27 protein-coding genes are annotated in these 25,504 nt (G+C 62.3%); 10 read left to right on the top strand and 17 right to left on the bottom strand.

Features of this window, described 5'->3' with window-relative positions; genetic code table 11:
- Window positions 1–13: 13 nt before the first annotated feature.
- Complete coding sequence (gene ligA, locus SynA1524_RS12135; RefSeq protein ID WP_186498287.1) at window positions 14–2,047, bottom strand: NAD-dependent DNA ligase LigA; 2,034 nt, start codon at window positions 2,045–2,047, stop codon at window positions 14–16.
- Window positions 2,040–2,459, bottom strand: coding sequence for a hypothetical protein (locus SynA1524_RS12130; protein WP_186498286.1), 420 nt, complete (start codon window positions 2,457–2,459; stop codon window positions 2,040–2,042). The genes ligA and SynA1524_RS12130 overlap by 8 nt, the downstream gene beginning before the upstream one ends.
- Window positions 2,460–2,534: 75 nt before the next feature.
- Between SynA1524_RS12130 and SynA1524_RS12125 the strand changes: the two genes are divergently transcribed.
- Together SynA1524_RS12125 and SynA1524_RS12120 are read left to right on the top strand one after the other, a co-directional pair.
- Window positions 2,535–3,074 (top strand): SprT family zinc-dependent metalloprotease, encoded by a 540-nt coding sequence (locus SynA1524_RS12125; protein WP_186498285.1) that lies wholly within the window; start codon window positions 2,535–2,537, stop codon window positions 3,072–3,074.
- Between the two features lie 106 nt (window positions 3,075–3,180).
- Window positions 3,181–3,624 carry a hypothetical protein gene (locus SynA1524_RS12120; protein WP_186498284.1) on the top strand — a complete coding sequence of 148 codons (444 nt, stop codon included), beginning with the start codon at window positions 3,181–3,183 and terminating at the stop codon, window positions 3,622–3,624.
- A 7-nt stretch (window positions 3,625–3,631) separates the two neighbouring features.
- On the opposite strand, the gene SynA1524_RS12115 is transcribed toward SynA1524_RS12120, so the two are convergent.
- The 7 genes from SynA1524_RS12115 to SynA1524_RS12085 form a co-directional block, all read right to left on the bottom strand.
- On the bottom strand, window positions 3,632–4,084 hold the full coding sequence (locus tag SynA1524_RS12115; RefSeq protein ID WP_186499645.1) for a hypothetical protein: 453 nt from the start codon (window positions 4,082–4,084) through the stop codon (window positions 3,632–3,634).
- A gap of 90 nt (window positions 4,085–4,174) precedes the next feature.
- Entirely contained in the window at window positions 4,175–4,756 is a 582-nt protein-coding gene (locus tag SynA1524_RS12110) for a chorismate lyase (protein WP_186499644.1), read from the bottom strand.
- Window positions 4,757–4,770: 14 nt separating this feature from the next.
- Entirely contained in the window at window positions 4,771–5,514 is a 744-nt protein-coding gene (locus SynA1524_RS12105; RefSeq protein WP_186498283.1) for a pilus assembly protein PilZ, read from the bottom strand.
- Window positions 5,515–5,537: 23 nt separating this feature from the next.
- On the bottom strand, window positions 5,538–7,463 hold the full coding sequence (mnmG, locus tag SynA1524_RS12100) for a tRNA uridine-5-carboxymethylaminomethyl(34) synthesis enzyme MnmG (RefSeq protein WP_186498282.1): 1,926 nt from the start codon (window positions 7,461–7,463) through the stop codon (window positions 5,538–5,540).
- A 21-nt stretch (window positions 7,464–7,484) separates the two neighbouring features.
- Window positions 7,485–8,900, bottom strand: a complete 1,416-nt coding sequence (gene dnaB / locus SynA1524_RS12095) for a replicative DNA helicase (RefSeq protein WP_186498281.1) — start codon at window positions 8,898–8,900, stop codon at window positions 7,485–7,487.
- A 61-nt stretch (window positions 8,901–8,961) separates the two neighbouring features.
- Window positions 8,962–9,420, bottom strand: a complete 459-nt coding sequence (gene rplI, locus SynA1524_RS12090; protein ID WP_186498280.1) for a 50S ribosomal protein L9 — start codon at window positions 9,418–9,420, stop codon at window positions 8,962–8,964.
- Window positions 9,421–9,493: 73 nt separating this feature from the next.
- Window positions 9,494–10,405, bottom strand: coding sequence for an acyl-CoA desaturase (locus tag SynA1524_RS12085; RefSeq protein WP_186498279.1), 912 nt, complete (start codon window positions 10,403–10,405; stop codon window positions 9,494–9,496).
- Between the two features lie 146 nt (window positions 10,406–10,551).
- Here SynA1524_RS12085 and SynA1524_RS12080 point away from each other — a divergent pair, with 146 nt between their 5' ends.
- From SynA1524_RS12080 to SynA1524_RS12065, 4 genes are all read left to right on the top strand, one after another.
- Window positions 10,552–11,829 (top strand): aminotransferase class I/II-fold pyridoxal phosphate-dependent enzyme, encoded by a 1,278-nt coding sequence (locus SynA1524_RS12080; protein ID WP_186499643.1) that lies wholly within the window; start codon window positions 10,552–10,554, stop codon window positions 11,827–11,829.
- Between the two features lie 21 nt (window positions 11,830–11,850).
- Window positions 11,851–12,240 carry a glycine cleavage system protein GcvH gene (gcvH, locus tag SynA1524_RS12075; protein ID WP_186498278.1) on the top strand — a complete coding sequence of 130 codons (390 nt, stop codon included), beginning with the start codon at window positions 11,851–11,853 and terminating at the stop codon, window positions 12,238–12,240.
- A gap of 41 nt (window positions 12,241–12,281) precedes the next feature.
- Complete coding sequence (gene gcvP, locus SynA1524_RS12070) at window positions 12,282–15,176, top strand: aminomethyl-transferring glycine dehydrogenase (protein WP_186498277.1); 2,895 nt, start codon at window positions 12,282–12,284, stop codon at window positions 15,174–15,176.
- Between the two features lie 147 nt (window positions 15,177–15,323).
- On the top strand, window positions 15,324–15,575 hold the full coding sequence (locus SynA1524_RS12065) for a hypothetical protein (protein WP_186498276.1): 252 nt from the start codon (window positions 15,324–15,326) through the stop codon (window positions 15,573–15,575).
- Window position 15,576: 1 nt separating this feature from the next.
- On the opposite strand, the gene SynA1524_RS12060 is transcribed toward SynA1524_RS12065, so the two are convergent.
- Window positions 15,577–15,783, bottom strand: a complete 207-nt coding sequence (locus tag SynA1524_RS12060; protein ID WP_186498275.1) for a hypothetical protein — start codon at window positions 15,781–15,783, stop codon at window positions 15,577–15,579.
- A 52-nt stretch (window positions 15,784–15,835) separates the two neighbouring features.
- Here SynA1524_RS12060 and SynA1524_RS12055 point away from each other — a divergent pair, with 52 nt between their 5' ends.
- Window positions 15,836–16,000, top strand: a complete 165-nt coding sequence (locus SynA1524_RS12055) for a hypothetical protein (RefSeq protein ID WP_222930490.1) — start codon at window positions 15,836–15,838, stop codon at window positions 15,998–16,000.
- Between the two features lie 16 nt (window positions 16,001–16,016).
- On the opposite strand, the gene SynA1524_RS12050 is transcribed toward SynA1524_RS12055, so the two are convergent.
- The gene (locus SynA1524_RS12050) at window positions 16,017–16,748 is read right to left on the bottom strand and encodes a pirin family protein (RefSeq protein ID WP_186498273.1); all 732 of its coding nucleotides are present in this window, start codon (window positions 16,746–16,748) and stop codon (window positions 16,017–16,019) included.
- Window positions 16,749–16,752: 4 nt separating this feature from the next.
- Complete coding sequence (locus SynA1524_RS12045; RefSeq protein ID WP_186498272.1) at window positions 16,753–17,277, bottom strand: NAD(P)H-dependent oxidoreductase; 525 nt, start codon at window positions 17,275–17,277, stop codon at window positions 16,753–16,755.
- 92 nt (window positions 17,278–17,369) lie between these two features.
- On the opposite strand from SynA1524_RS12045, the gene SynA1524_RS12040 reads away from it, so the two are divergent.
- Entirely contained in the window at window positions 17,370–17,729 is a 360-nt protein-coding gene (locus SynA1524_RS12040) for a winged helix-turn-helix transcriptional regulator (protein WP_186498271.1), read from the top strand.
- A gap of 120 nt (window positions 17,730–17,849) precedes the next feature.
- Window positions 17,850–18,629, top strand: a complete 780-nt coding sequence (locus SynA1524_RS12035; RefSeq protein ID WP_186498270.1) for a ZIP family metal transporter — start codon at window positions 17,850–17,852, stop codon at window positions 18,627–18,629.
- A gap of 31 nt (window positions 18,630–18,660) precedes the next feature.
- Here the strand turns inward: SynA1524_RS12035 and SynA1524_RS12030 are convergent, their stop codons facing one another.
- The 3 genes from SynA1524_RS12030 to SynA1524_RS12020 form a co-directional block, all read right to left on the bottom strand.
- A complete protein-coding gene (locus SynA1524_RS12030) occupies window positions 18,661–19,374 on the bottom strand; it encodes a rubrerythrin family protein (protein ID WP_186498269.1) in 714 nt (237 codons plus the stop codon).
- A gap of 79 nt (window positions 19,375–19,453) precedes the next feature.
- Window positions 19,454–21,256, bottom strand: a complete 1,803-nt coding sequence (locus SynA1524_RS12025; RefSeq protein ID WP_186498268.1) for a diflavin flavoprotein — start codon at window positions 21,254–21,256, stop codon at window positions 19,454–19,456.
- A complete protein-coding gene (locus SynA1524_RS12020) occupies window positions 21,256–23,004 on the bottom strand; it encodes a diflavin flavoprotein (RefSeq protein ID WP_186498267.1) in 1,749 nt (582 codons plus the stop codon). The genes SynA1524_RS12025 and SynA1524_RS12020 overlap by 1 nt, the downstream gene beginning before the upstream one ends.
- Window positions 23,005–23,087: 83 nt before the next feature.
- Between SynA1524_RS12020 and SynA1524_RS12015 the strand changes: the two genes are divergently transcribed.
- On the top strand, window positions 23,088–24,386 hold the full coding sequence (locus tag SynA1524_RS12015) for an NRAMP family divalent metal transporter (protein ID WP_186498266.1): 1,299 nt from the start codon (window positions 23,088–23,090) through the stop codon (window positions 24,384–24,386).
- 87 nt (window positions 24,387–24,473) lie between these two features.
- Here the strand turns inward: SynA1524_RS12015 and SynA1524_RS12010 are convergent, their stop codons facing one another.
- Window positions 24,474–24,860, bottom strand: a complete 387-nt coding sequence (locus SynA1524_RS12010; RefSeq protein ID WP_186498265.1) for an Hsp20/alpha crystallin family protein — start codon at window positions 24,858–24,860, stop codon at window positions 24,474–24,476.
- Between the two features lie 166 nt (window positions 24,861–25,026).
- Window positions 25,027–25,503 carry an MEKHLA domain-containing protein gene (locus tag SynA1524_RS12005; protein ID WP_186498264.1) on the bottom strand — a complete coding sequence of 159 codons (477 nt, stop codon included), beginning with the start codon at window positions 25,501–25,503 and terminating at the stop codon, window positions 25,027–25,029.
- Between the last annotated feature and the right edge of the window lies 1 nt (window position 25,504).

Genomic DNA, 25,504 nt, shown 5'->3' with positions numbered 1-25,504 from the left:
AAGGGGGCTTTTTTCATGACTTCAATAGCTCTAGGAGTTGAGCTTCGTCGAGGATTATTACTCCCAGACTCTCAGCTTTGGTCAACTTGCTGCCGGCTGCGTCCCCCGCCACCAGGTAATCGGTTTTCTTGCTGACGCTGCCGCTCACCTTGCCGCCGGCGGCTTCAATCAGGGCCTTGGCCTCACTCCGGCTGAGGCTGGGCAGGGTGCCGGTGAGCACCAATGTTTTGTCCTGCAGCACGGCGCTGCTGGCGTCTTCGCTTCTGACCTGAGCAGCCTGTTCCGCTGCAGATGCTTCCAGCGACAGGCCGACCGCCCTCAGATCTTCCAGCAGCTTTGTGTTGGAGGGGTTGGCGTGCCATTGCTGCAGGCTGCTGCTGATTTCTGGGCCAATGCCGTGCAGCGCTGCGATATTTTCCGGATCAGCAGCGGCCAGGCTGGCGCTGCTGGGGTAAGCCACCGCCAGAGCTTTGGCGTTCACCTCGCCGATGTGTCGGATTCCCAGGCCATACAGCTGGCGATGCCAGGGCTGTTGTTTGGATTGTTCGAGGGCCGCCACCAGGTTGGCGGCGGATTTCTCGCCCATCCGCTCCAGACTCGCCAGCAGGGCTGCATCCAACCGGTAAAGGTCGGCGATGGAGCGCACCATACCTCGCTCCACTAGCTGTTCGATCATCTTGCTGCCGAGCCCGTCCACATCAAGGGCGCTCTTGCTGACCCAGTGGCGCAAGCCGCCCCGCAGAATTGCCGGGCAGCTGCTGTTGATGCAGCGGGTGGCTGCTTCGCTGTCGTCGCGCACCAGGGTGGAATCGCATTCCGGACAGTGGTCCGGCAGGTCCAGGGGAACGGCTCCTGCGGGCCGCAGTTCCGGCAGCACCCGCACCACCTCCGGAATGATTTCTCCGGCTTTACGCACGACCACCGTGTCCCCGACGTGCAGGTCCAGTTCGGTGATGCGATCAGCATTGTGCAGGGTGGCGCGGCTGACGCTGGTGCCCGCCAGGGCAACGGGCTCGAATTCGGCTACGGGCGTCACGGCGCCGGTGCGTCCCACCTGCACCACCAGCTTCAGCAGCCTGCTGGGGGCTTCTTCCGCTGGATATTTCAGGGCAATGGCCCAGCGTGGGGCCTTCTGGGTGGTGCCCGCCTCATCTTGAAGACGCAGGTCGTTGAGCTTCACCACCACGCCATCGGTGGCGTACGGCAGCTGATGGCGTTGCTGCTCCCAGCGTTCGCAGAAGCGTTCGATGCCGTTCAAGCCATCATAGAGCTCACGGTTGGGATTGACGCGAAAGCCGGCTTGCTCCAGCCACTGCAGCACCTGCCATTGGTTTGCGGGTGAGGGCCCATCGGGCAGATGCAGCGTGTAGGCAAAGAAATCAAGTCTCCGAGCCGCCACCACCTTGGGATCCAGTTGCCGCAACGTGCCGGCGCAGGCGTTGCGGGGGTTGGCGAACAGGGTGTCGCCGCGGGCTGCCCGTTCGTGGTTGATCGCCGCGAAGGTGTCATCGGGGATGAAAGCTTCCCCGCGCACCTCCACCCATTCCGGTGGATCGTCGATCTGCAGCCGCAGCGGAATCGAACTGATTGTGCGCACATTGGCGGTGATCTCCTCACCGCTGCTGCCATCGCCGCGGGTTGCTGCCCGCTCCAGCACCCCATGGCGGTAGCTCAGGGCCAGGGCATTGCCGTCAATCTTGAGTTCGCCCACCAGGGGTAAAGGGCTGTCGTCAGCTCGGTCCAGCACCTTGAGCAGGCGTTCATGCCAGGCCCTCAGTTCCCCTTGGTCAAAGGCGTTGTCGAGACTTTGCAGCGGGATTCTGTGTTCAACGCTGTGGAAGCCCGTTGCCGGTGCTCCGCCCACCCTCTGGGTAGGGCTGTCAGCACTGAGCAGGCTTGGGTCGGTCTGCTCCAGCTGCTGCAATTCCCGGTGCAGCCGGTCGTAGACCGTGTCCTCCATGACTGGGGCATCAAGGACGTAGTAGGCGTGGGCAGCTCGGTTGAGCAGGGACCGCAGTTCAGCGGCCCGCTGCTGTTGCTCAGCCATTGACGCGGTTGATGCGGGCGATGCGCCAGTTGTCGTCCACCTTGGTGAAGGTGAAGTCCAGCGGCAGTTCGTCGTTGTTCTCCGCCTTGAGCTTCACCGTGAGGATCACGTCACCCTCCTGGATGCGGGGCCGGCCGGATTTGAGATTGCGGAACTTGTTCAGTTTGAGGTCCGCCAGAAAGCGGATGAACTGCTGGCGGTTCACGTGCTGGCGGTAGGCCTTGGTTGTGAGCAGGTAGGCGGCATCGATGCGGCCGGCTGCCACCTGGGTGAAGAACTGCTTGATCAGTGGATTGATGCCGCGGGCGCTGAGCACCAGCTTCACCGCGGTGTAAGTCCAGTAAATGAGCAGGGCACTACCCCCTGCCAGGAGTGACTTGACGCCAACCTCACGGATCAGACCCAGTTCCATCGCCTGCCTTCAAAGCAGCGACGAGTCTGACTGACCGCGGCAGGATGATGCTGCATCGCTGCAACCCACCCGATCGTGCCGTTGCTGCCGTTGCTGCCGATCTTTCATCGCCTCAACCGGGAGCATTTCGATGGCACCCTGGCCGTTGATGGCCAACCGTTGAGTTGCGTGCGTTGGAGTGACGGCCGGATGAGCCGCACCGCCGGTTTTTATCGTCGTGGCCCTGGTATCGGGGCCGGCCGGGGCAGTGAAATTGTGCTGTCCAGGCCGCTGCTGGAACCTCTGCCCCAGGAGGCCACGGAAAGCACGTTGTGCCACGAGATGATCCATGCCTGGATCGATCTGGTGCTGCGCACACGGGAGAGCCATGGGCCACGCTTCCGCGCCCGCATGGAGGCAATCAACGCTGCCCAGGATCGCTTTCAGGTGAGCGTGCGCCATCGCTATCCCGTCCCAGTGCGGCCACCGCGCTGGTGGGCGGTCTGCCCCAGCTGCGGCAGCCGTTATCCCTACCGCCGTCGCATCAGCAACGCCGCCTGCCGCAAGTGCTGTGATCAGCATCACGCTGGGCGCTGGCATCTGAGCTGTGTGTTGCAGTTCGAATCGGCGGTCTGAGATGGAGGTGTTTCTGTTGTCTCTGGAATTGGGTGGCGTCACGATTGCCTTGATCGGGTTGCGACGGGAGCGTTGGTTGCGCCGTCGGCGTCGGTAACGTCAAACCATGGAAGACCGCAGAGATCGTCGCCTGGACACCTGGATTGAGACCGGCCGCCAGTTCGTGGATGGGGTGTCGGGACGTCGTCCCGGCCAACGCCGCAGCAGTTTTGATCTGGATTCCGTCGGCCGTTGGGTTGGCGACAAAGTCGAGTGGTTGTTGGAGGACGACGACGCCTGGCGGGAGCCCTGGCAGGACACGGACCGCCCGCTGCGCGGCGGTAAACGACCCCTCGAGGCCATTTCCCGTCGGGGCCGTCAGGTCGCTTCTCCGCCGTCTGTTCCTGCGATGACGTCTTCTGACCCAGGCTCCGTGGATGACTGGCCGGAGGACGACAGCTTTCGGGTGGATCGCTGGCAACGGTCTCGCAGCACGGCAACTCCCGCCGTTGACCCTCAACCTCCAGCCCCAAGGCGTTCGTTGCCCCGTTCAAGTCGTCGCCGCGACTGACGGCAGCTCAGCAGGCGTAGGCGCTGCGACTGGCCTGACGCTGGTGGCGGCTGACGCGATAGCTGCAGCCGCGAACCGCCAACTGTTGGTTCACGTCTTCCACCAGTTCTGTGGGCATCTCCTCGGCCATCTGGTCCGGGGTGGCGGAAATGGACGGGGAGCCCAGCTGCAACGCCTCCAGCAGCTGGGTCCATTGTTCGATTTGGACGTTGCGGCTCATCGGCGCATAGCCCTTGCTTTCCAGGAGTTTCGAGCAGATTGCGCGGCTCCAGAACACCGTGCGGCCCTGGCCATGGGTGCCGGCACAGTTGGCCGCATCGGCCTCATGGGCAGCTGGTGTGGGGCGACCGCGGCGATCACGCCAACCTTGCTGTTCAAGGATGCGACCGCAGTGGATCGCTGAAATGCCGTAGATCCGACCGAGGTCGGTGAGGCTGAGCCAGGGGTTGAGGGCAGCCATGACACGGTGAACCGATGTGTCCACATATTCCTCAGTGCATACATAAAGGCAAGTTGTCAAGAGCAAATCCCAACAAACTTGTAGGTTTGTTCATGAACTTTGCTGAAGCTCCTGGCGCAAGGTTGGTCCCAGCCAGGTTTCCAGCTGCGGGCTGAACACCTCTCGGATCACAGTGAGTGCGGTGCCGCCGCGGAAAAAGCGGTAGTGACGACTCCAGAACGGACCGCGGTGGCCGAAGGTCTGCTCCAGCCAATCCGCCTGCACCAGCGCCAGACCATCGACTTCACGGAACAGCTCCGAGCGGCCCTGGGTCAGGCTTTTCCAGATCGGCAGATTGCGATCCTGCAGATGAAGATCTGCTTCCGCTTGGTTCCACCAGCTCTCGGCCCAGGCCAGGGGCAGGCCGCCGCAGGTGAGCCACACCTGACGCCGCAACAGTGGTGCCTGCAGTTCGGCCACTTCCGGCGGTGCTTCCGCAGGCAGGCTGGCTTCCGGTTCCATGGCGATCAGGTCCACGGCCACCGGCTCACCGGTGAGCAGCCGTAGGTGGCGGGTGGGGCTGCCGTCCCCCAGCAGCATCAGCCGCCAGGCTCCCGGTAGCTGGCGCGGCCCTTCGCCACTGAGCACCGCCTTGGTGGGTGCTTGCCAGAGTTGATGGGGGGAGGGAAGCAGCGGAGTGGATGAGCTCAGAACAGCCCTCCCACGGACAGGGTTCGTTGCTGGCCCTGCTGGCTGATCACCGCTCCACTGCTGTTGATCGCGTCCAGCCGCCAGCCGCTGTTGCCGATGTTTTCACCGATGCCAGCGGACAGGGATGTTGTGTCCAGCTGGAAGATGGCGGAGCTGTTGCCGCCAGGACCTTGCACCACCCCGGTCAGTTGCGGCATCGGCGTCAGGGCTGGAACCGGCAGCGGTTGAGGGGCAACCGGTGACAAGGCGAGCCTGGGCGTGATGGATTGTGATGGGGGCTCGAGGCTGGTCATCCACTCCGGTTCCGGCGGCGGTGGCGGCAGCTGGGGGTCGGGGTCGCTCGCAGCAACCTCTGCTGCAGGCGATGCTTGCGTGACCTGAGGCTCAGGAGCGCTGGCCTGTGTCTGGAGCCGTTCGAGCATCTGCAGGTTGCGTTCCTGATCCAGCTGGCTGCGGGACTGCAGCAGGCTGCTGATCAGCCAGCCGCTGTTCACGGCTCCTGCCACCGCCAGACCACTGACGATCAGCAACAACCAGGGGGTGGGGCTGGTCGTTGATGGGGTGGGATTTGGCTGTGCTGGTGGCGGCGTTGGAGCTGGCGGCTCCTGCACGTCCACGTCCACCAGGACGAGATGGTTGGGGCGCGCGGTATTCAAAGCCTCCTGGTCGAACACCTTGTCCATCACCTGCTCGGCCCGCAGGTTCCAGTAGGCACGGGAGGTGGGAAGCCGGACGGCCAAGGTGGACCCGCGGGGTCCCAACGCTATCGAGCTTCTGCAGGGGGGGCGAGGGCCTCACGCTTGCGCAGTTCCAGCCACATCAGCAGAGCGGTGATGTCCGCCTGGCTGACGCCGGGGATGCGGCTGGCCTGGCCCAGGGTGGTGGGTTGGATGCTTCCAAGTTTTTCACGGGCCTCATTGGAGAGGGTGCCGATGCCGGCGTAGTTCAAGTCGGCCGGCAGCTTGCGCTGGCTCTGGCGTTTCACCTGGTCGATCTGCTGCTGTTGCCGCTGCAGATAGCCGCTGTATTTGATGTCAATCTCCGCGCCTTCACGAACCTGCATCGGCAGGTCGGCATCGGCCAGGCCGTGGCGCACCAGATCGGCGGCATGCATGCCGGGTCGGCGCAGCAGGTCGGCCAGGGTGATCGAGCCTTTGATCGCAGCGCCGGTTTCCTCTTCCACCGCTGGCGCCACCGGATCACTCACCTTGAGACGCACGCTTTCCAGCCGTTGTTTTTCGCTTTCCATCGCCTGGAGCTTCTCTTCGAACAGTTGCCAGCGGCGGTCGTCAATCAGGCCGAGTTCTCGGCCCAACGGCGTCAACCGGCGGTCGGCGTTGTCACCCCGCAGGATCAGGCGGTATTCACTGCGGCTGGTGAGCACCCGGTAGGGCTCCCGCAGGTCCTTGCTCACCAGATCGTCGATCATCGTGCCGATGTAGCTGCCCTCGCGGGGGAAGTGCACCGGCTCCTGGCCGCCGATCAGGCGGGCGACGTTGACGCCGGCCACCAGGCCCTGGGCTGCAGCTTCCTCGTAGCCCGTGGTGCCATTGAGCTGGCCGGCGCTGAACAGGCCACGCACCCGCTTGGTTTCCAGCGATGGCTTGAGCTGGGTGGCGGGTAGGTAGTCGTAATCCACCGAATAGGCCGGCCGCAGCATCACCGCTTGCTCCAACCCCGGCAGGCTGCGCAGCAGCTGCAGCTGGATCGGTTCCGGCAGGCCGGTGGAGAAACCCTGCACGTAAATCTCCGGGGTGTCACGCCCTTCCGGCTCGAGGAAGATCTGGTGGCTGTCCTTGTCGGCAAAGCGAACGATCTTGTCTTCGATGGAGGGGCAGTAGCGCGGGCCTTTGCTGTCGATCACACCGCCATAGATGGCGGTGAGGTGCAGGTTGTCGCGAATCATCTGATGGGTTTCGGCGGTGGTGCGGGTGATGTGGCAGCTCATCTGCTCACCGCTTACCCAGGCGGCCGGGTCAAAGGAGAAGAAGCGATCGGCCGCATCGCTGGGCTGCTCCTCCAGTTGATCAAGGGCGATACTGCGCCGGTCCACCCGGGCGGGGGTGCCGGTTTTGAGTCGGTCGGTCTGGAATCCCAGTTGCTGGAGAGCCTCAGTAAGGCCTTCGGCGGCCTGTTCGCCGGCACGGCCGGCGGCCATCGATTGATGCCCCACCCAGATGCGGCCCCCCAGAAAGGTGCCGGCGGTGAGGATCACTGCTTCAGCGCCATAGACGCTGCCGAAATAGGTGCGGATGCCGCTGGTTCGTTGCTGATCGCCCTCACCGGTCGTTTCCAGGCCGGTCACCATTGCTTCGCGTAGGGCGAGGTTGGGGGTGTGCTGCAGCAGTTGCAGCATCTGTCGCGAATAAAGACGCTTGTCGGTTTGGGCGCGCAGGGCCCACACTGCTGGGCCTCGGCTGGCGTTGAGGATGCGCTTCTGGATGGCAGTGGCATCGGCCAGACGCCCGATCACCCCACCGAGGGCATCCACTTCATGGACCAGCTGGCTCTTGGCCGGGCCACCGACGGCCGGGTTGCAGGGCTGCCAGGCGATGCGATCTAGATTGAGCGTGAACAGAGCCGTGTTCAGTCCAAGCCGGGCGGCTGTGATGGCTGCTTCACAACCGGCGTGGCCGCCACCGACCACGATCACATCGAAGGATTCGGTGGGGGCGGCGGAGAAGCTCATGGCTTCATTATCTGATCTGGATCAGGCCGCCAGGTTTCGGAAGCGGGTGTACTGCGGCTCGAACAGCAGCTTCACCGTGCCCACCGGCCCATTGCGGTGCTTTGTCACGATCACTTCGGTGATGCCGCGGTCGGGGGTTTCCGGGTTGTAGTACTCGTCGCGGTAGATCATCAGCACCAGGTCGGCGTCCTGCTCGATCGAGCCCGATTCCCGCAGGTCGCTGAGCATCGGCCGTTTGTTGGTGCGCGATTCCACGCCACGGCTGAGCTGGGAGAGGGCAATCACCGGCACGTTCAGTTCCCGTGCCATGCCTTTCAAGGCCCTGGTGATCCGGGAAATTTCCTGCACCCGGTTGTCCGGGCTGGAGCCTTCCATCAGCTGCAGATAGTCGATCACCACCAGCCCCAGCTCCTTGCCCTGTTCGGCCATCAGCCGCCGGCACAGCGAGCGCATCTCCAGCACGCCGGAATTGGGTTTGTCGTCGATGAAGATAGGCAGTTGCCCCAGGGTGTTGATCCCCTGGCCCAGCAGAGGCCATTCCTCCTGCTGCAAGCGGCCAGTGCGCAGCCTTCCCGCTTCGATGCCCACCTCCATCGACAGCAGGCGGTAAGTGAGCTGTTCCTTGCTCATCTCCAGGGAGAACACGCACACCGGCAGGTCGTGCAACTGGGCCACGTTCTTGGCCAGGTTGAGCACCATCGAGGTTTTGCCCATCGCCGGCCGGCCGGCCACGATGATCAGGTCGCTGCGTTGCAGTCCCTGGGTCATCGCATCCAGGTCGTAGAAGTTCACCGGGATGCCGGCCACGGAGGTGCCCAGGGAGCGGCTTTCGATTTCCTCGAAGGTCTGGGTGAGGATTTCGGCGGTGGGTGTCAGCCCCTTGGACGGCTTCTCCTGGCTAATCGCGAAGATGGTTTGCTCTGCCTGATCGAGCACCTGCTCCATCGGCAGGCTTTGGTCAAACCCCAGCTTGATCACCTCGTTGCCGGAGCGGATCAGCTGGCGGCGCAGGAACTTGTCCATCACCAGCCGCGCCACCTGCTCGATGGAGGCGGTTGATGGCACCCGTTCCACCAGTTCGATCAGGCGGGAATTACCCCCCACCTTCTCCAGCGACCCAGTATCTGCCAGCCAGGCGCTCATTGCCGTGAGGTCTGTCGGTTTGCCCTGGCTGTGCAGCATCAGGGCAGTGCGGAAGATCTCCCGGTGGGCATTGAGATAGAAGGCCTCCGGCTGCAGCACATCCGCCACCCGGCCGATGGCATCCGGGTCAAGCAGGATGCCACCCAGCACCGCTTCCTCCGCCTCCAGATTCTGGGGCGGAACGGAATCTGGCAGGGCTTCAAAGCTTGGTTCCTGGTCGCGGCGGCTGCGGACGAACCCTCGGCGTCCCCCGTCGGCGTTCTCGCCGCTATCGCTCAGGGGGACGCTCACCATGGCCGTTGGCCGTTGCAATCGGGTCTCTCACTTTGGCTCAGATGAGCCGTTTCGCTAGGGATCAGTAGCTGACCACTTCCAGGTTGATCTCAGCGGTGACTTCACTGTGGAGTTTCACCGTGACGCTGTACTTGCCGGTGCGGTGGATTTCGGGCACCACGATGTCGCGGCGGTCAATATCCTTCTTGGTGGCGTCTTGGATGGCTTCTGCCACATCGCCGTTGGTGACCGTGCCGAAGAGCACGTTGTCTTCGCCGGTCTGCTTCTTCACGGTAAAACGGCCGATGGTGTCCAGGGCCGTACGGAAGTCAAGGGCCGCTTGCTTCAGCGCCGCCTGGCGTTCGGCTTCTTTGACACGACGGTGCTCCACCTGCTTCATCACGGCAGGGGTGACAGGGACCGCTTTGCCGAAGGGAAGAAGGAAGTTGCGGGCATAACCGGGGGCGACCTCCACCAGGTCTCCGTCCTTGCCGAGGCTGAGGACGTCCTCATTCAGAACGACTTGAACACGCTTGGGCATGGAACCTGGGGGCGGACGTTATCGGTGCGATGGACCACGTTACGACGTGGCCTGATCAGTTGAAATCTGGGAGTCAGGAAGCCCCGGGCACATATCGAGCAGTTCTCACACGGCTCGCAAGGCCAAAACGCTTAAGCAGGCGAACGTGTTGCCAGGTGAGGTCAAATTCAAACCAGCGCAGACCATGGCGGGCGCTCGCTGGGTGAGCGTGGTGGTTGTTGTGCCAACCCTCACCGAAGGAGAGCAGCGCTACCCACCAGCAGTTTCGCGACAGATCCGGGCAGTCGAAGTTGCGGTAGCCGAAGGCGTGGGTGGCGGAATTAACTAGCCAAGTGACGTGATAAACGATCACCAAACGCAGGGGGATGGCCCAAAGCACAAGGCCGACTCCACCACCATGCACTTGAGCGGCTTCACCGATCCAGTACAGACCAAGCCCCAGGGGGATCTGCAGCAACAGGAACCAGCGGTCCAGCCAGCGATAGAACGGGTCTACCTGGAGATCACCGGCGTAGCGATCGAGTTCCTTCAGCGCAGGAATGTCGTGCAACATCCACTCGCTGTGGCTCCACCACAAACCGCGGCCGGCATCATGGTGATCGGTCGGTTGATCGGAGAAACGGTGGTGATGGCGGTGCAGGCCAACCCATTCGATCGGTCCGCTCTGGCAGGCCAAGGTGCCCATGATTACCAGCACGCGCTCCACCCAGACCGGAACCACCAGGCTGCGGTGGGCGACCAACCGGTGCAGGCCCAAGGTGACGCCAAGGACGGTCACCCAGTACAGAACTCCGAAAGCCACAAGGCCCTGCCAGCTCCAGAACCGCGGCAGCAGTGCCACGGTGGCCAGCACATGCATCACCACCATGAAGCTGGTGGTACCCATCTTCAGCTTGCGCTGTCGGGCCGGTAGAGGGCCACGGGGTGCTTGCACCGCCGCCCGTTGCCGAAGCTCACGGGTGTCAGCTGTTTGCGAGGAAACCAACAGGAAGACTCCAGGGGTTGACAAGGCCGCTCAGACCAGAAAGCCGTGAAGCGGATGGTGCCATTGATGACCGAAATCTAAAGGAGTTGACGCTGCAACCCGTGGCCGAGAGGGCATGCTGCAGATCTGGACTCTGGTGTCGCATCGTGACGAGTGGTGAAGGGAGTGCTGCCGCAAGGGCATTCGTAACCTCCGTTGCCCGAGAGCAACAGCCCCTGGCCGCCGCTCGCACTGAGCTGGTTCAGGCGCGTCTGGAGCGGGTCTTGTCTTCAATGGCGTCTGAGCGGGTGGGCACACAGCATTTCGCTTCCCTCACCGGCTACGGCCATGGGGATCAGGGGCGTGAGGTGGTGGACCGGGTCTTTGCGCGCGTCCTGGGCGCGGAGGCGGCTGCTGTCCGCATGCAGTTCGTCAGCGGGACCCATGCAATCGCGGCGGCCCTCTTCGGAGTGCTGCGGCCTGGCGACCGGTTGTTGTCCATCACCGGGAGCCCTTACGACACCCTTGAGGAAGTGATCGGCCTGCGGGACCCTGGCCAGGGCTCTCTGGCGGAGTTCGGTGTCAGTTACGACGAAATCGAACTGACGGCAGATGGCTCGGTGGATGTCGATGCTGTTCAGCGTGCTCTGGAGCGCCCCTGCCGCATGGTGCTGATCCAACGCAGCTGCGGTTATAGCTGGCGGCCGTCGATCGCTGTGGCGGAGATCGGACGCCTCAGTGCCCTCATTCATGCCCGGCAGCCGGAGTGCGTTGTGTTCGTCGACAATTGTTATGGCGAACTGGTGCAGGAGCAGGAGCCAACCCAGGTGGGTGCGGATCTGATCGCCGGCTCTCTGATCAAGAACCTTGGGGGAACCATCGCCCCAACGGGGGGGTACGTCGCTGGACGAGCTGCTCTGGTGGAGCAGGCCTGTTGCCGGCTCACGGCGCCGGGCATCGGTCGCGAAGGGGGCACCGGTTTTGATCTGCAGCGGCTGGTCTTGCAGGGGTTGTTTCTGGCTCCACAGATGGTGGCGGAGGCATTAATTGGTGCTGATCTGGTGGCTGGCGTGTTCCAAAGGCTGGGTTTTGCGGTGAATCCAGAACCTGGGGCGAACCGCAGTGATCTGATCCAGGCGGTTCGGCTCGGCTCGCCTGAGTCTCTCAAGCTGGTCTGTCGTGCATTCCAGGCCTGTTCACCGGTTGGCGCTTACCTCGATCCTGTTCCCGCATCGATGCCGGGGTATGCCAGTGACCTGGTGATGGCTGGTGGCACTTTTATTGATGGCTCCACCAGCGAGTTCTCCGCCGATGCACCCCTGCGTGAACCTTTCAACCTTTATGTGCAGGGCGGCACCCACCGGGCCCATGTCCAGCTGGCACTCACCCGGGCTCTTTCAGTGTTGGATGCAGCGGGGTTGATCGATCTCCCTCAGACTGGGTAAAGACATCTGGATCTGCCGTCAATGGCGTTCGAGTTCCCCGCTTCCTTCCGCTTCGCTGATAGCCACGAGTACGCCAATGCCGACGGTGAGCTTGTGCGGGTGGGCATCAGTGCCTTTGCCGTGGATCAGTTGGGAGACATCGTGTTCGTAGATCTCCCCGACGTGGGCGACAGCCTCGACAAGGGCGCCACGTTTGGATCGGTTGAATCGGTGAAGGCTGTGGAGGACATGTACGCCCCGGTGGCCGGCGAGGTGGTGCAGCGAAATGAAGCGGTGCTCGCCAGCCCTGAGGAGTTGCAGAACGATCCCCATGGGGAAGGTTGGTTGCTGGTGCTGCGCCCCAGTGATCCCGCCCAGCTGGAAGCCCTGATGGATGCCGGCACCTACGGCACCAAGGTGAACGCAGGCTGACATCGGGCTGCGGTCACCCTTCTTTACGATCGGCGGATTCTATGGCGTCCGCCTTGGTGACCTCCCCCTTCCTGCAGCGTCACGTCGGTCCCAGCGACGCCGAACAGCAACGGATGCTCTCCGCGCTGGGCTACGCGGACATGGCTGCCTTTCTGGCTGACGTTGTGCCGGAGGACATTTTTGATGAATCTCCACCGCAGGGGTTGCTTCCACCAGGTTGCGGCGAAGCCGAAGCCTTATCCCATCTGCGTGAGATCGCAGCCGCCAATGATTCACGCCGCTCGTTGATCGGCCTGGGTTACCACGGAACAGCCACGCCGGCCTTGATCCAGCGCCAGGTCTTCGAAAATCCTGCCTGGTACACGGCCTATACCCCGTATCAAGCAGAGATTGCCCAGGGACGCCTCGAGGCCCTGCTGAATTTCCAGACCCTGATCAGCGAGCTGACCGGTCTGCCCATCGCCAATGCGTCCTTACTGGATGAGGCCACGGCGGCAGCGGAAGCGATGAGCCTGAGTTACGGCATTTGTCGCCGGACGGAGGCCAACCGCTTCCTGGTGGATGCCAACGTTCTTCCACAGACCTGGGCCGTGCTGCAGACCCGCGCGGAACCCTTGGGGATCGTTCTGGAGCGTGTCACCCCAGAGCAGGCCAGCTTTGACGCCTCAGTGTTTGGCGTGCTGCTGCAGTTGCCCGGCGCTGATGGTCAGATCTGGGATCCCACGGCCGTGATAGCCCGTGCCCACGAGGCTGGGGCCCTTGTGACGGTGGCCATCGATCCTCTGGCTCAGACCTTGATCGCCCCGGTGGCGTCCTTTGGCGCTGACATTGCGGTTGGCAGCGCCCAGCGTTTCGGTGTGCCGATGGGTTTCGGGGGGCCCCATGCCGCCTTCTTTGCCACCAAGGACACCTACAAGCGTCAGATCCCTGGCCGTCTTGTGGGTCAGTCCAGGGATTCGGCAGGCAATCCAGCCCTGCGTCTGGCATTGCAGACCCGTGAGCAGCACATCCGCCGCGACAAGGCCACCAGCAACATCTGCACGGCCCAGGTTCTGCTGGCGGTGATGGCGTCCTTCTACGCCGTTCATCACGGTCCGAACGGTCTGATGGCGATCGCCCGTCGCATCGTCGGTCAGCGCCGGCAGCTTGAGCGTGCTTTGCAAAGCCTTGGTTTTGATGTGCCGGACGGAGAGCGCTTCGACACGGTCACCGTGACCTCAGCTCTGGCGCCAGCTGTGCATCAAGCGGTTGGGGAAGCAGGTTTCAACCTGCGGGTGCTCCCGGATGGCGCTAATCCGCCCGATTCAACGGGTTTTGGCATCGCCTTGGATGAATGCACCACGGCCGATGAACTCTCCAGGTTGGTCGCGGCCTTGGCCACGGCCGCTGGCCAGACCTCTCCTTCCTTACCGCTGGCGCCCGTTGAGGAGCTGGCCAGTGTGCCCGAGCGGGTTGACCCCTGGCTTAGCCAATCGGTGTTTCACGACCATCGCAGTGAGACCGAACTGATGCGCTACATCCAGCGCCTGGTGAGTCGCGATCTTTCCTTGGTGCACGGGATGATCCCCCTCGGGAGTTGCACGATGAAACTCAATGCAGCCGCTGAGCTGCTGCCCGTGAGCTGGCCTGCCTTCGCTGGCCTGCACCCCTTCGCTCCGGTGGCTCAGGCCGCCGGCTACCAGCGGTTGGCCGAGCAGCTGGAGGCCTGGCTCGCAGCGCTCACCGGTTTTGCAGCGGTGTCCCTGCAGCCCAATGCCGGGTCCCAGGGGGAGTACGCCGGACTGCTGGTGATCCGGGCCTGGCATCGCTCAAGAGGCGACGACCATCGCGATGTCTGCCTGATCCCCACCAGTGCCCATGGCACGAACCCAGCCAGTGCCGTGATGGCGGGTCTCAAGGTGGTGGCCGTGGCTTGCGACGCCGACGGCAACATCGATCAGCAGGATCTGGCTGCCCGGGCAGCGGAGCACGCCGATCGCCTCGCGGCCCTTATGGTCACCTACCCCTCCACCCATGGCGTCTTCGAGACCGGCATTCGCGGGATTTGTGAGCTGGTGCATCGCCATGGTGGTCAGGTGTATCTCGACGGCGCCAACCTCAATGCCCAAGTGGGTTTGTGCCGTCCAGGCGCCTTCGGTGCCGATGTTTGCCATCTGAACCTGCACAAGACCTTCTGCATTCCCCACGGCGGTGGCGGACCCGGTGTTGGTCCTATCGGTGTGGCGGCCCATCTGGCTCCCTTCCTCCCCGGTCATCCCTTGCAGGCTTCGCCAGATCAAGCCATTGGGCCGGTGTCTGCAGCAGCTTTGGGCAGCGCGAGCATCCTGCCGATAAGCTGGATGTACTTGCGGATGATGGGGCCGGAGGCCCTGCGCCAGGCCACAGCGGTGGCGTTGCTATCCGCCAACTATCTGGCCCTTCGCCTGGACCCGCACTACCCCGTGCTGTTCCGCGGTGCCACGGGTCGTGTTGCCCATGAATGCATCCTTGATTTGCGTCCGTTGAAACGGGATGCCGGGATCGATGTGGATGACATCGCCAAACGATTGATGGATTACGGCTTCCATGCGCCGACGGTGAGTTGGCCTGTGGCCGGCACCGTGATGGTGGAGCCCACCGAAAGCGAAAGCCTGGGGGAATTGGATCGTTTTGCTGACGCCATGATTGCCATCCGCGATGAAATTCGGGAGATCGAATCAGGGGCTATGGATGCCAGCAATAACCCCTTGAAACAGGCTCCTCACACGATGGCTGCTGTCATCGCCCAGGACTGGGATCGTCCTTACAGCCGGCAACAGGCTGCATTCCCGTTGCCTGATCAGCAGCAGAACAAGGTGTGGCCTGCGGTGGCTCGCATTGACAATGCCTATGGCGATCGCAACTTGATTTGCACGTGCCCAAGCGTTGAAGAGATTGCCGTGGCGGTTGCTGCGTAAGGGGGCGACGTGCCAGTTCGGGCTGGTGCTTTTGACTTCTGGCGTGTAAATTTTCACTGAAAACCGAAAAGATGATTTGGATTGAACAGTTGTTTGTTCAACTTCAGTCAAACTTTTCGGCAACTGATTCGTCTGTCGGGGGACACCATGGATCGGAGCGACATCAACAAATCCGCTGAATCAGTACAAGGTCCGGATCTGCCACAACTGCCTGAAGGCCTGCAGTCGGCGCTGAACCGAGGCCATACCTTGCCCATTGAAGGAACCAATGTGCTGCGTGTGCCCTTCGGTGTGCGCCAGCCGCGTCGCCCTCGCCCAGAGCGACCCGACCATTGGGCCACCCTGGTGATTCCATTCCAACCCCTGGGCGATCCCACGCCGCCACCTGCGGCGGCCTGATTCAGGCCACCCCGATCTCTGATCGTTCCTGCGACAGTCGCCAGTCCAATAGCGCTTTGACGTCGGCCAGCGAGCAGGTCGGCGTCCGAAATGGCAATTGCTGCATTGGACTGCGTTCCGGGCGCACCAGCCAGCTTTGATTGGTCTGAGGCAGCAGAAGATAGCCGCGGTATCGCACCACGGCCTCATGGCTCATCGGGAATCCCATCGCTCTTGGGAGTCGGTTGTTGTGACCTTGTCATTTGAAGGCACCAGATCTGGTGTGGCTCGCATTGCCCGAATCTCTTTGGGATCAACACCTCAAGGTCTGGAGCCTGGGCGAGATTCTGAAATTTGTGGTCGACGAGATCCTTTGCGACGCAGGCAATGTGACCTTTGCGACGCGCAAGTGTATCGAGCGCTACTGCCTAGTCATTTGGGCATGAATCCACATGTGGCGGTTCAGGCCAGGCTGAACAACAGAAGATCGGCCTCGTCGGTCTGGCTTGTCAGGGTCCAGTTCCGCTGGTTTCGCAGTCCCAGGCCATCACCGCACTGGAGCGCATCAGGGGCATCGCCATCAATCCCTTCCAGCTGGACGGAGCCGTTGATCAGTTGCAGCCAAAGGGTGTCACCACTTTCAGCGGGCAGGATGAGCTCCTGCCCCTGCTTGGGTTGCGCCCGCCAGAGCCGGACCGGCCGGTCGATGGCCATGGCCCCTTGGCTCGGGTCTGGATTCAGCAGCGGTGTCCAGGCCTTGCCGACGTCGATGTGGCGTTGCTCGTAGGACGGCTCAAGTCCCTTGTGGACAGGTGCAATCCAGATCTGCAGAAGGCGACAGGGCGACTGGCCTCTGTTCATCTCACTGTGCACGATCCCCCTGCCAGCGCTCATGCGTTGCACCTCTCCAGCCCGCAGCACTTCAGCGTGGCCCATGGAGTCCTGGTGGTTGATCTGACCCTCGACCATCACCGTGATGATTTCCATATCGCGGTGTGGGTGCATGCCAAATCCTTCACCGGCGGCAATGGTGTCGTCATTGATCACCAGCAGGGGGCCGAAGCCTGTCCAGGCGGGATCGAAATGATTGGAGAACGAAAAGGTGTGGCGGGAATCCAGCCAGTTCAGGCGGCTGTGAAAACGCTCGTTGGATGGTCTGTGAATGACAGCGGTTTTGGAAAGCAGGTTGGTCATCGGTTCAGAGAGCGAGAGGTTGGAGTTGAAGCAGGCGATGGATCAGGTCGTTGATCGTCTCGTCTTCGGGTGGTTTGGACTTGTTGCCGAGCAGCTGGCGGCCCACCACCTGCGCACCCAGATGGGTGAGCTGAATTCGCAGGGACACCAGCAGTTCCATGCCGCCACTGCCGGACACCGTCGCCATGGCGATCGGGCGGCCGTTGAACAGGTCGCGGAAGTCGTCCCCCTGCACCGACAGCCAGGCGATCGCGTTGCTGAGCACCGGCGGAATGGAGCCGTTGTATTCCGGGGCGCAGATCACCCAACGGGGTGCCTGCTGCAACTGCTGTTCAAGCTTGATCAAGGGTGGATTGCGTTCCTTCTGTTCGGCCCTTGGGGTGAACAGGGGGAGATCCAACCGGGTGAGATCGAGCAGGTCTGCCCGTTGCTGACGTTGTTCGGCAGCCGCCACGAAGCGCTGGGCCAGTTTCAGGTTTTCGCCATTACTGGCAGCCAGGACCAGGAGATCTGGAGCGGACGGGGCCATCCCGTTGCGAAGCGTCTGAACTAATTGTCTGCAGTTCGATGCCTCCGCACAAGAACGCACGTCAAAGTGGGGGAGTGACCTGAAGGTGACCTTTGGCGGAGCACAGGGGATTTCAGGACGGACAGAGTGATGGTGATTGCAAGGCTGAGTTGGCCCTGCGGGTGATCAAGGGCCGCTGGAAGTTGTTGGTGCTGCGGGAGCTGGCGGAGGGCACGCGGCGTTTCTCTGATTTGCAGCGTGCGCTCGATGGCATCAGCCAGAAGGTGCTCACCGATCAATTGCGCGATTTGGAAGTGGATGGCGTTCTGGCCCGCACCATTCATCCGGAGGTGCCGCCCCGTGTGGACTACACCTTGACCACGCTCGGGCGAGACCTGTTGCCTGTGCTGGATGGCCTCCATGAATGGGGTGAACAGGCATCCCGATTAGGTGACGATTCCTCGAGCGCCTGATTCCGAACATCACCGCAGGATTCCGAGCCTTTGCGGATTGTTCTGGCTATTTCATCCCAGTGGGAAAGGAAAACTAACTTGTTGTTCGTAGAACCCTTGTTGCTAGCTGCCGATCCTTCCTTGACTCAGGGCGGTACTGCCGTTGATGCCCTGATCTGGTCATTTGTCGCCATGGTTTCGGCTGTGGTTGCGGCCTACCTCGGGGCTCGGCTGTTGCCGCCCAAGCGAGTCACCGCCTTGTTTTTGGCCTTCAGCAGTGGCCTGCTGATTTCCTTGCTTTGTTTTGACCTAATGCGGGTCGCCCTAGATCTCGGAGGGATTGGTCCGGCGCTGACGGGTTTCTTTCTGGGCTTGATCAGCTACGTGGTTCTGAATCGAATGATTTGTGAGCTGGGCATCAAACGTCGATGTTCGGCGAACTGTGGTGGCGTCGGCAATCTCACTGAAGAGCAGCAAGGGGAACATGCCACAGCTATGGCGTTGCTGTTTGGAGCGGCTTTGGATGGAATTCCTGAGTCGATCAGCATCGGGGTCTCTTTGCTCGACAATCCCTTGGTCAGCGTGTCTGTGATAACCGCTATCGCCGTCGCGAACATCCCTGAGGGCTTGGCAAGTGGCGCGGGATTAAGGCGCTCAGGATTCAGCCTTTCACGGATTTTCCAAATCTGGTCTGTCGTTGTCCTGCTGTGCGTGATTGCCGCCGTGATGGCTCATGTCCTGATGGCCTCCGCACCAGTTGCTTTCAAGGCGATCACAACGGCTTTCGCTGGGGGTGGTGTGCTGGCCATGACCCTGCAGACGGTGATTCCTGAGGCCTACGAGGAAACCCAGGATTACGTCAGCATCCTGGGAGGTCTGGGGTTCGCCGTGGCGTTCTGCATCGTGGTGATCTTCCACTGATCGCACGTTCCGAACCCCATTCAGCCCCCTGTCAGGCCGCCTTGAGTTCTGCTTCCCGGTAAGGCACAAAGCTGGCCTTGCGAGCACCACAGATCGGGCAATGCCAGTCGTCGGGAATCTGTTCAAAGGCAGTGCCAGGAGCAATGCCGGAATCGGGATCGCCAGCCGTTGGGTCATAGATCATTGAGCAGACCTTGCAGATCCATTTGCCCGGAATGGGTTGATCCATCTGGCCGGCCGTTCCCTTGCCTTGGAGTGCCTCGAGAGCGACGCCATAGGTTGCGGCGTGATGCTGTTCGATCGGGGTCAGAAGACCGAAATTCTTGGCAGCGGTTCGAAAGGTGCCGGCATGCTCCATGGATTCGCTGCTTTGCTCAGCGAACTCCGCTTCGGCTCCACTGTCTCGGTCCTGACGGGCCTGGGCAGCGAATTCCGGGTACATCGTTGTGTACTCGTAGGTTTCCCCTTCAATCGCGAGTTCGAGGCAGCGACTCAACATCGCCTGCTTCTGTTCAACGTTGAGGTCATCGGCGTTCTCAATCGCCAGCTCGGGGTGGAGCAGACGGAAATGGGCGAAGGCGTGCTCGGTTTCCTGGGCTGCGGTCTCGCGAAACAGCTTGGCGAGGTCGTTGTGGCCGAGTTTCTTGGCTACATCGGCAAAGAACAAATATTTGCGATTGGCCATGCTTTCCCCGCCGAAGGCGGCCTCGAGATTGGCCTGGGTGGAGGGCTTGGACAAATCCATTGCTGTTGATCAATTCAGCGGTCCACAACTTAGCGCTTACTCATACTCATTATGAGTTGGAGCTCCGGTGTGCTTGGGCTCAGTAATTCGCCCCGCTGCGGCGTTGGTGCACGGCGGTTGATCCGGCTGGATCGAACAGGCCTCCATGCAGCACTTCCGCGTACACCAGCCAGTGGTCGCCGCATTCCATGCGCTGTTTCACGCTGCCCTCCAGCCACGCCAGTGCCTCCGGCAACAGCGGTTGATCGCCGGGGCTCTCCTGGAGCTCAAGTCCGGCAAAGCGGTCAGCACCCGGTGCGAAGGGTTGCAGGAATTGCTTCATCTGAGCCGTTTCACGGCCTTCCGCCAACACGTTCAGCGCAAAGCGGTCGCCCTTGTGAAGGAGTGCTTCCACGGCCCTGTCCTTGGCCACCGCCACGGTGATCCCCGGAGGAGTGAAGCTGGCCTGGCTGACCCAGCTCGCCACCATGGCGCCGCTGAGCTCTCCTTTGCGGGTGGTGAGCACACAAAGGGAGCCGATGACCCGGCCGAGGGCCAGAACCGCCGGATCGCTTCGGCTTTCACTGAGGCCGCCAGCACTGCGCCGCTGCGCTTTTTTCTGAGCCTGCAGCAGCTGCCGACCAAAGCGGGTGCCGATTTCCTCGAGCTCCTTCACTTTCGTGGCTTCGGGGCTGAATTTCACCCGGATCGGCTCGAATCCGAAGCTGAAGCCGCCATCGCGGAGCTTGGTTTCCAGCAGGTCCACGGCTTCACCGCTCCAGCCGAAGCTGCCGAACACGCCAACGGGTTTGCCGCGATCGCCTTCAGCCAGAAGGGTGCCCAGGGCCGAGACGATCGGGGTGGGTGCATGGCCCCCCAGGGTGGGTGATCCGATCAAAACGGCATCGGACTGCTGAATGGTGCCGATCAGTTCATCCGCTGGAGTGAACTCACAGTTGAGACTATTCACACGGATGCCGGTGCGGCTCACACCCTGGGCCAGGGCATCGGCGATAGCGGCGGTGTTGCCGTAAGCGCTGGCAAACAGCAGAGCCACATTCAGGCTTGCGTTCTGCTGGCCTTCTCCCCAGCGACGGTAATCACTCAACAGGCTGCGCCAGCTGGCTTCGATCGCAGGTCCGTGGCCCGGGGCAATGGTGCGGATGTCCAGCTCTTCCAGACGTTCCACCACCCCTTCCACCTGACGGGCCATCGGTGCCATCAGGCAGTCGTAGAAGTGGCGCCGTTCTTCCTCCGTGCTGGTGCGGTTGGTCTCGGCCCACTCCTCCGTGCACACATGGGCGCTGAAAAACTTGTCGCTGATCAGCAGTCCCAGGGTTTGCTCAAACGCGAGCAGGCCGCCAGGCCAGCGGGGTGTCGGTGTGGCGATCAGCTGCAAGCTGCGGCCCTGGGCCATGACCAGGGTTTGCTCGTGGCGAATCACCCGCAGCGGTGGCAGATCCGGCAACGGCGGTTGCTGCTGCTCTTCTCCAGGAGGGGACGGCTTCCGCTGCGTCCAGAGTTCCTCCAGCAATTTGGCGCCAGCGTTGGAGGTGATCAGCTCCAGCCCTGGGTAGGTCTCAGCGAGGCTGCGCAGCAGCGCCACCCGGTTGGGGTTGACGTGTCCCACGACCACCAGCAGAGGTTGGGAGGCGTCTGGCAGCAGCTTCGCCAGCGCCGGCAGGAAGACAGCGCTGTATGCCGCTCCGGGGGGATGCACCAGAACCGCGGGTTGGTCGTCCCCGGCGGCAAACAGCACGCTGTTGGCGGTGCTACCGCGTTCAAGGGCATATTCCAGTTCGAAGCGATGGCGTTGGGGGCTCAGCCCACGTAAAGCAACCACGCCGGTGTCGATCGGGATTTGAAGCGTGCGTCGCTCGGTGCTGGTGCTGGTCACGCTCATCAGTAGTGGTTGCCCACTTTGCGGTGGTGCACGGCGGTACTGGCTTCGGCATCGGCCACATTGCCCTGCTCCACCACGGCGTAGATGATCCAGTGGTCGGGTCCTTCCATCCGTTGCTCCACCCGGCAACCGAGGTAGGCCAGGGCATCGGTCAACACAGGGCCGCCATCCGCAACCCCCTCCAGAACGCTCACGCCGGCAAAGCGATCAGCACCAGGGGGAAAACGCTTGAGGAAATGGCGCAGCAGCGGCTGGTGGTTGTCCTCCCGCAGCACATTGAGCACAAAGCGGTCCCCTACCTGCATCAGGGCTTCGATGGCCCTGTCCTTGGCGACCGCCACCGTGAGGCCCGGTGGGGAAAAGCTGGCCTGGCTCACCCAACTGGCCACCATGGCGCTGCGGCGCTGGGATTCCCCCTCGCCCTGGCTCGCTGTCACCACGTACAACCCGCCGCTGATCCGCCCAAGGGCCTTGTCCAGATCTCCATCCAGGCTCTTCATTGCCGCGATGGCTTTCTCCTTGGTCAGCAGCTGGCCGAGGTCGGTACCGGATTCTTCGCAGCGCTGGTAATCGTTCCCCTGCGGTAGCTGACGGATGCGCAGCGGCGCGAAGGCCTGCTTCTGGCCCTGGCTGCGCAGCTGATCGGCCACGGCGTCAATCGGCTCATCGTTGCCGCCGAAGGCATCAAAAACGCCTACCAATTGTTTTGGATGGAGTGCTGCAAGCAGGGTGCCGATGGATGCCTGCAGCTCCCAGTCCGGTTCCGCTGGCCAGGTGGGCACCACCACCGCTTTGGCATCTCCAATCAGCGCCGTCAATTCCTGTGGGTCAGTAGCGCGCAGGTCCACCAGCTGCACCTGGGCTTCGGCCTTGCCGATTCCGTGGGCGATGGCCTGGCTGATCCTGTCTGAGAAGCCGTATTGGCTCAGATAGCAGACGGCTGCATAACTCTCACCCTTGCTGCGTTGACCACTCCACTCGCGATAGTCATTCACCCAGTGGCTGAGGTGGTGGCGCAGTAGGGGGCCATGGCCGACGGCGATCGTGTTGATCTCCGGCAGTCCGCCCATGCGTTTGAGGGCTTGCAACACGCTGCGGGCGTTGGGCCCCATCAAGCAGTCGTAATAGAAGCGGAAGTCCGGGGCGATGGCGCCCGGGTCACTGTCGAAGACGTCGTCGGAGCAGTAGTGGAGGCCGAAGGCATCGCAGGTGTAGAGGATGCCGGTGCCGTGATCAAAGGAAAAGATCGTGTCCGGCCAGTGCAGGTTCGGAGCACTGAGGAATTCGAAGCGATGCTGGATGCCGCTCTCCGGGTTGGTTCCAAGATCCAGCTCCTCGCCGGACTTCACCGCGCGGGACTTGAAGGGCCGGTGCACCTGATCCTGCAGGAACTGCAGCGCCACCTTCGAGCCGACGATCTCAACGTCGGGGTTGAGGTCGATCAGGTCGCCGATCAATCCTGAGTGATCCGGTTCGGTGTGGCTCACAATCAGCACATCGATGGCTGTGGGCTCGATCTGCTCCTTCAGCAGAGGAATCCAGGTGTCGCGGAACTTGGCGTGGCTGGTGTCAATCAGGGCGGTGCGTTCACCCCGCACCAGAAAGGCGTTGTAGGTGGTGCCGTTGCGCAGCCCGAACTCGATGTCGAAGCGGCTGCGATCCCAGTCGAGCGAACGGATCGTGCTCGTATCACCGGCGATGGTTTCGCACTGCAGCGACAGCTTTGGTGCAGCGGCAGCGACGACCATGGGGCGTTCATGAAGTGAGCATGACTCTAAGAAGGTTGTTCAGACCGGTGACGCTGGAGGATGACGCCAGTTGCAAGCCACTGATGGCCTCCAGCTCCCTGCGTCGGAGTATCGGTCCGGGAATCCTTCTGGCCGGTGCCTGCATCGGGGGATCCCACCTGATGTCGTCCACCACGGCCGGGGCACGCTTCGGCTTTGCCCTGGTGGGTTTGATCCTGCTCACCAACCTGGTGAAGTACCCCTTTCTGCGGGTTGGAACCCGCTTTACGGCCGCCACAGGCCTGTCGCTGTTGGAGGGCTTTCAGCGGCGCAATACCGCCTATCTGCCCCTGTATCTGCTGGTGAGTCTGATGACGGGCACGGCGACGATTGCGGCGGTCAGCTTCGTGGCAGGGCTACTGCTCACCAATGTCCCGGGCCTGACGGGGCAGGACCCCTATGGCCTGTCGATCGCGGTGCTGGTGGTCTGCGGTCTGGTGCTGCTGCTCGGTCATTACCGGGCACTTGATCGTCTGTCAAAGCTCTTGGTGGTGTTGCTCACCCTGCTCACGGGGGTGGCGGCGGCCTCCCTGTTGATCCGCGGTCCGGTCGGAGATGTGGCCGCCAGTTGGGTGTCCACCGATCCCACCCCCTGGACCCTGGCCAACCTTGCGTTCCTGATCCCTTTGATGGGCTGGATGCCGGGGCCGGTGGAGATGTGCGTCTGGCCGTCGCTGTGGATGTTCTCTCGAGCCCGGGACACCGAACACACGGCGACGCCAAAGGAGGCTGAATTCGACTTCAACCTCGGCTACTGCATCACGGTGCTGACGGCGCTGTTCTTTGTGATCCTTGGCTCCTACACGATGTATGGCAGCGGCGACGGAATGCTTGCCGGCAGCGGAGTGTCCTTCGCCCAGAAGCTGATCAAGCTCTATACCGCTGCGATGGGAGGCTGGGCGGCCTGGGTGATCATCCCTGCGGCGTTTTCAGCCATGTTCAGCACCACGCTCACCTGTCTGGATGCCTATCCCCGCAGCATTGCGGCGATCCAGGGTCTGCTACGCCAGAGCGACAGTGGTGATGCTGCACCAGGGCCGTTGCAGCGCCGCTTCGATCTCTGGGTGGTGGTGCATCTGCTGGCGGCAGTGGTGGCGCTTGTGGTGGCCAAAGGCGGCGGCATCGGTGTGAAGGATTTCGTCTTCGGCGCGATGACCGGCAGTTTTCTTACGGCCCCCCTGTTCGCCTGGATGGCGATGGACACCATCAACAGCAGCCTGGTGCCGGAGGAGCATCGCTTCGGCCCGCTGACCCGGGCCTTCTGCTGGTTCGGGCTGGTGTTTTTCAGTGGCTTCAGCCTGTTGTTCATCGGCCGTTTTTTCCTGGGGCTTGGTGCGGCCTGAAGCCAACCCCAGGGCAACGAAAAACCCCCGCCGTGGCGGGGGTCGATGTCAGTTCGTCGTGGTCCGTCTGTCGCGTTTTTGATGCCTTCAGTCCTCTAGTTGAACGGAGACGCTGGTGTGGTTCACCGCTTTTCCTGCCGTGATCTCAAGGATGCCGTCGCGGAAATTGGCGGTGATCTCCTCGCGGTTGAGGCTGTGGGGGAAGCGGAAGCTGCGGCTCCAGGTGCCGCTCCGGAACTCGCTCAATAGAACGGTTGCCTCATCGCTGCTGGCGGTGCGCTCGGCGCTGATCACCAGGTTGCGATCGGTGGCTTTGATGTCAATGGAGTCCCGCTGAACGCCGGGTAACTCCAGCCGTACGACATAACCGTTTTCGGTTTCGACGATTTCGGCATTGGGCACCCGCTCAGCGGTGGCGATTTGCTGTTCGAGACGCTCGAACAGGTCAAAGGGGGATTGGCGCAGGGTCAGCATGGTTGTTGCTCCGAAGAGTGAACATCTGCGGACTGGGTTGATCGCCCGCATCGACAATCTGCGCGGTCTGGATGAGAACCAGAAGGGTGTGAACCGGCCATTTTGATTCGGTCTGCACCCCATGATTCGGTTGCTACGACAGGAATAGTGTCCAAACCGAACCGATTCAGATCCACCACCAATCGTGGAAGCAGGCGGCCTGGCCGATCGGGCGGTTCTCTTCATCCAACAAGGTCCAGATCCGGGCGTTGCGGATCATGAAATGCCGGCCTTGCTGATCAATACGTACACCCCCATAGCCGCGCATGGCGTCCTGGGTTTGTGCTTGTTTCAGCGCTTGTCGACGTTCCGATCGGACCTCATCTGGGGCGGTGAGTCGTGAGGGCATGCCGACCATGTCGGCCCAGCGTCGACCCCAGAGTTGGAGTGCTGCGGCGTTGGCATAGATCAAAACAGGGTCGGCGCCGATGCCATGGGCCAACACCGGAAAGCCGCAGCTGAACAGCTCCTGACAGCACAGACGTATCGACTGACTGGATCGCGCCGCTCCGATCAGCGGCTGCTGGAAGGCCCGCTGATAGGAGCTCAGCAGCAGGGCTGTCAGGCCGCGCTTCTCGGCGCTCAACCAAGGTGCATCCCCCATC

Origin of the sequence: Synechococcus sp. A15-24 (assembly GCF_014280195.1) — a bacterium.
GTDB lineage: Bacteria > Cyanobacteriota > Cyanobacteriia > PCC-6307 > Cyanobiaceae > Parasynechococcus.
This window is presented reverse-complemented; position numbering and strand designations above follow the sequence as displayed.

Coding starts and splice junctions, on each gene's coding strand:
- ligA (WP_186498287.1), bottom strand. CDS start 2,047: ATGGCTGAGCAACAGCAGCGGGCCGCTGAACTGCGGTCCCTGCTCAAC.
- SynA1524_RS12130 (WP_186498286.1), bottom strand. CDS start 2,459: ATGGAACTGGGTCTGATCCGTGAGGTTGGCGTCAAGTCACTCCTGGCA.
- SynA1524_RS12120 (WP_186498284.1), top strand. CDS start 3,181: ATGGAAGACCGCAGAGATCGTCGCCTGGACACCTGGATTGAGACCGGC.
- SynA1524_RS12115 (WP_186499645.1), bottom strand. CDS start 4,084: ATGGCTGCCCTCAACCCCTGGCTCAGCCTCACCGACCTCGGTCGGATC.
- mnmG (WP_186498282.1), bottom strand. CDS start 7,463: ATGAGCTTCTCCGCCGCCCCCACCGAATCCTTCGATGTGATCGTGGTC.
- dnaB (WP_186498281.1), bottom strand. CDS start 8,900: ATGGTGAGCGTCCCCCTGAGCGATAGCGGCGAGAACGCCGACGGGGGA.
- rplI (WP_186498280.1), bottom strand. CDS start 9,420: ATGCCCAAGCGTGTTCAAGTCGTTCTGAATGAGGACGTCCTCAGCCTC.
- gcvH (WP_186498278.1), top strand. CDS start 11,851: ATGGCGTTCGAGTTCCCCGCTTCCTTCCGCTTCGCTGATAGCCACGAG.
- gcvP (WP_186498277.1), top strand. CDS start 12,282: ATGGCGTCCGCCTTGGTGACCTCCCCCTTCCTGCAGCGTCACGTCGGT.
- SynA1524_RS12065 (WP_186498276.1), top strand. CDS start 15,324: ATGGATCGGAGCGACATCAACAAATCCGCTGAATCAGTACAAGGTCCG.
- SynA1524_RS12060 (WP_186498275.1), bottom strand. CDS start 15,783: ATGGGATTCCCGATGAGCCATGAGGCCGTGGTGCGATACCGCGGCTAT.
- SynA1524_RS12050 (WP_186498273.1), bottom strand. CDS start 16,748: ATGACCAACCTGCTTTCCAAAACCGCTGTCATTCACAGACCATCCAAC.
- SynA1524_RS12045 (WP_186498272.1), bottom strand. CDS start 17,277: ATGGCCCCGTCCGCTCCAGATCTCCTGGTCCTGGCTGCCAGTAATGGC.
- SynA1524_RS12030 (WP_186498269.1), bottom strand. CDS start 19,374: ATGGATTTGTCCAAGCCCTCCACCCAGGCCAATCTCGAGGCCGCCTTC.
- SynA1524_RS12025 (WP_186498268.1), bottom strand. CDS start 21,256: ATGAGCGTGACCAGCACCAGCACCGAGCGACGCACGCTTCAAATCCCG.
- SynA1524_RS12020 (WP_186498267.1), bottom strand. CDS start 23,004: ATGGTCGTCGCTGCCGCTGCACCAAAGCTGTCGCTGCAGTGCGAAACC.
- SynA1524_RS12015 (WP_186498266.1), top strand. CDS start 23,088: ATGGCCTCCAGCTCCCTGCGTCGGAGTATCGGTCCGGGAATCCTTCTG.
- SynA1524_RS12010 (WP_186498265.1), bottom strand. CDS start 24,860: ATGCTGACCCTGCGCCAATCCCCCTTTGACCTGTTCGAGCGTCTCGAA.
- SynA1524_RS12005 (WP_186498264.1), bottom strand. CDS start 25,503: ATGGGGGATGCACCTTGGTTGAGCGCCGAGAAGCGCGGCCTGACAGCC.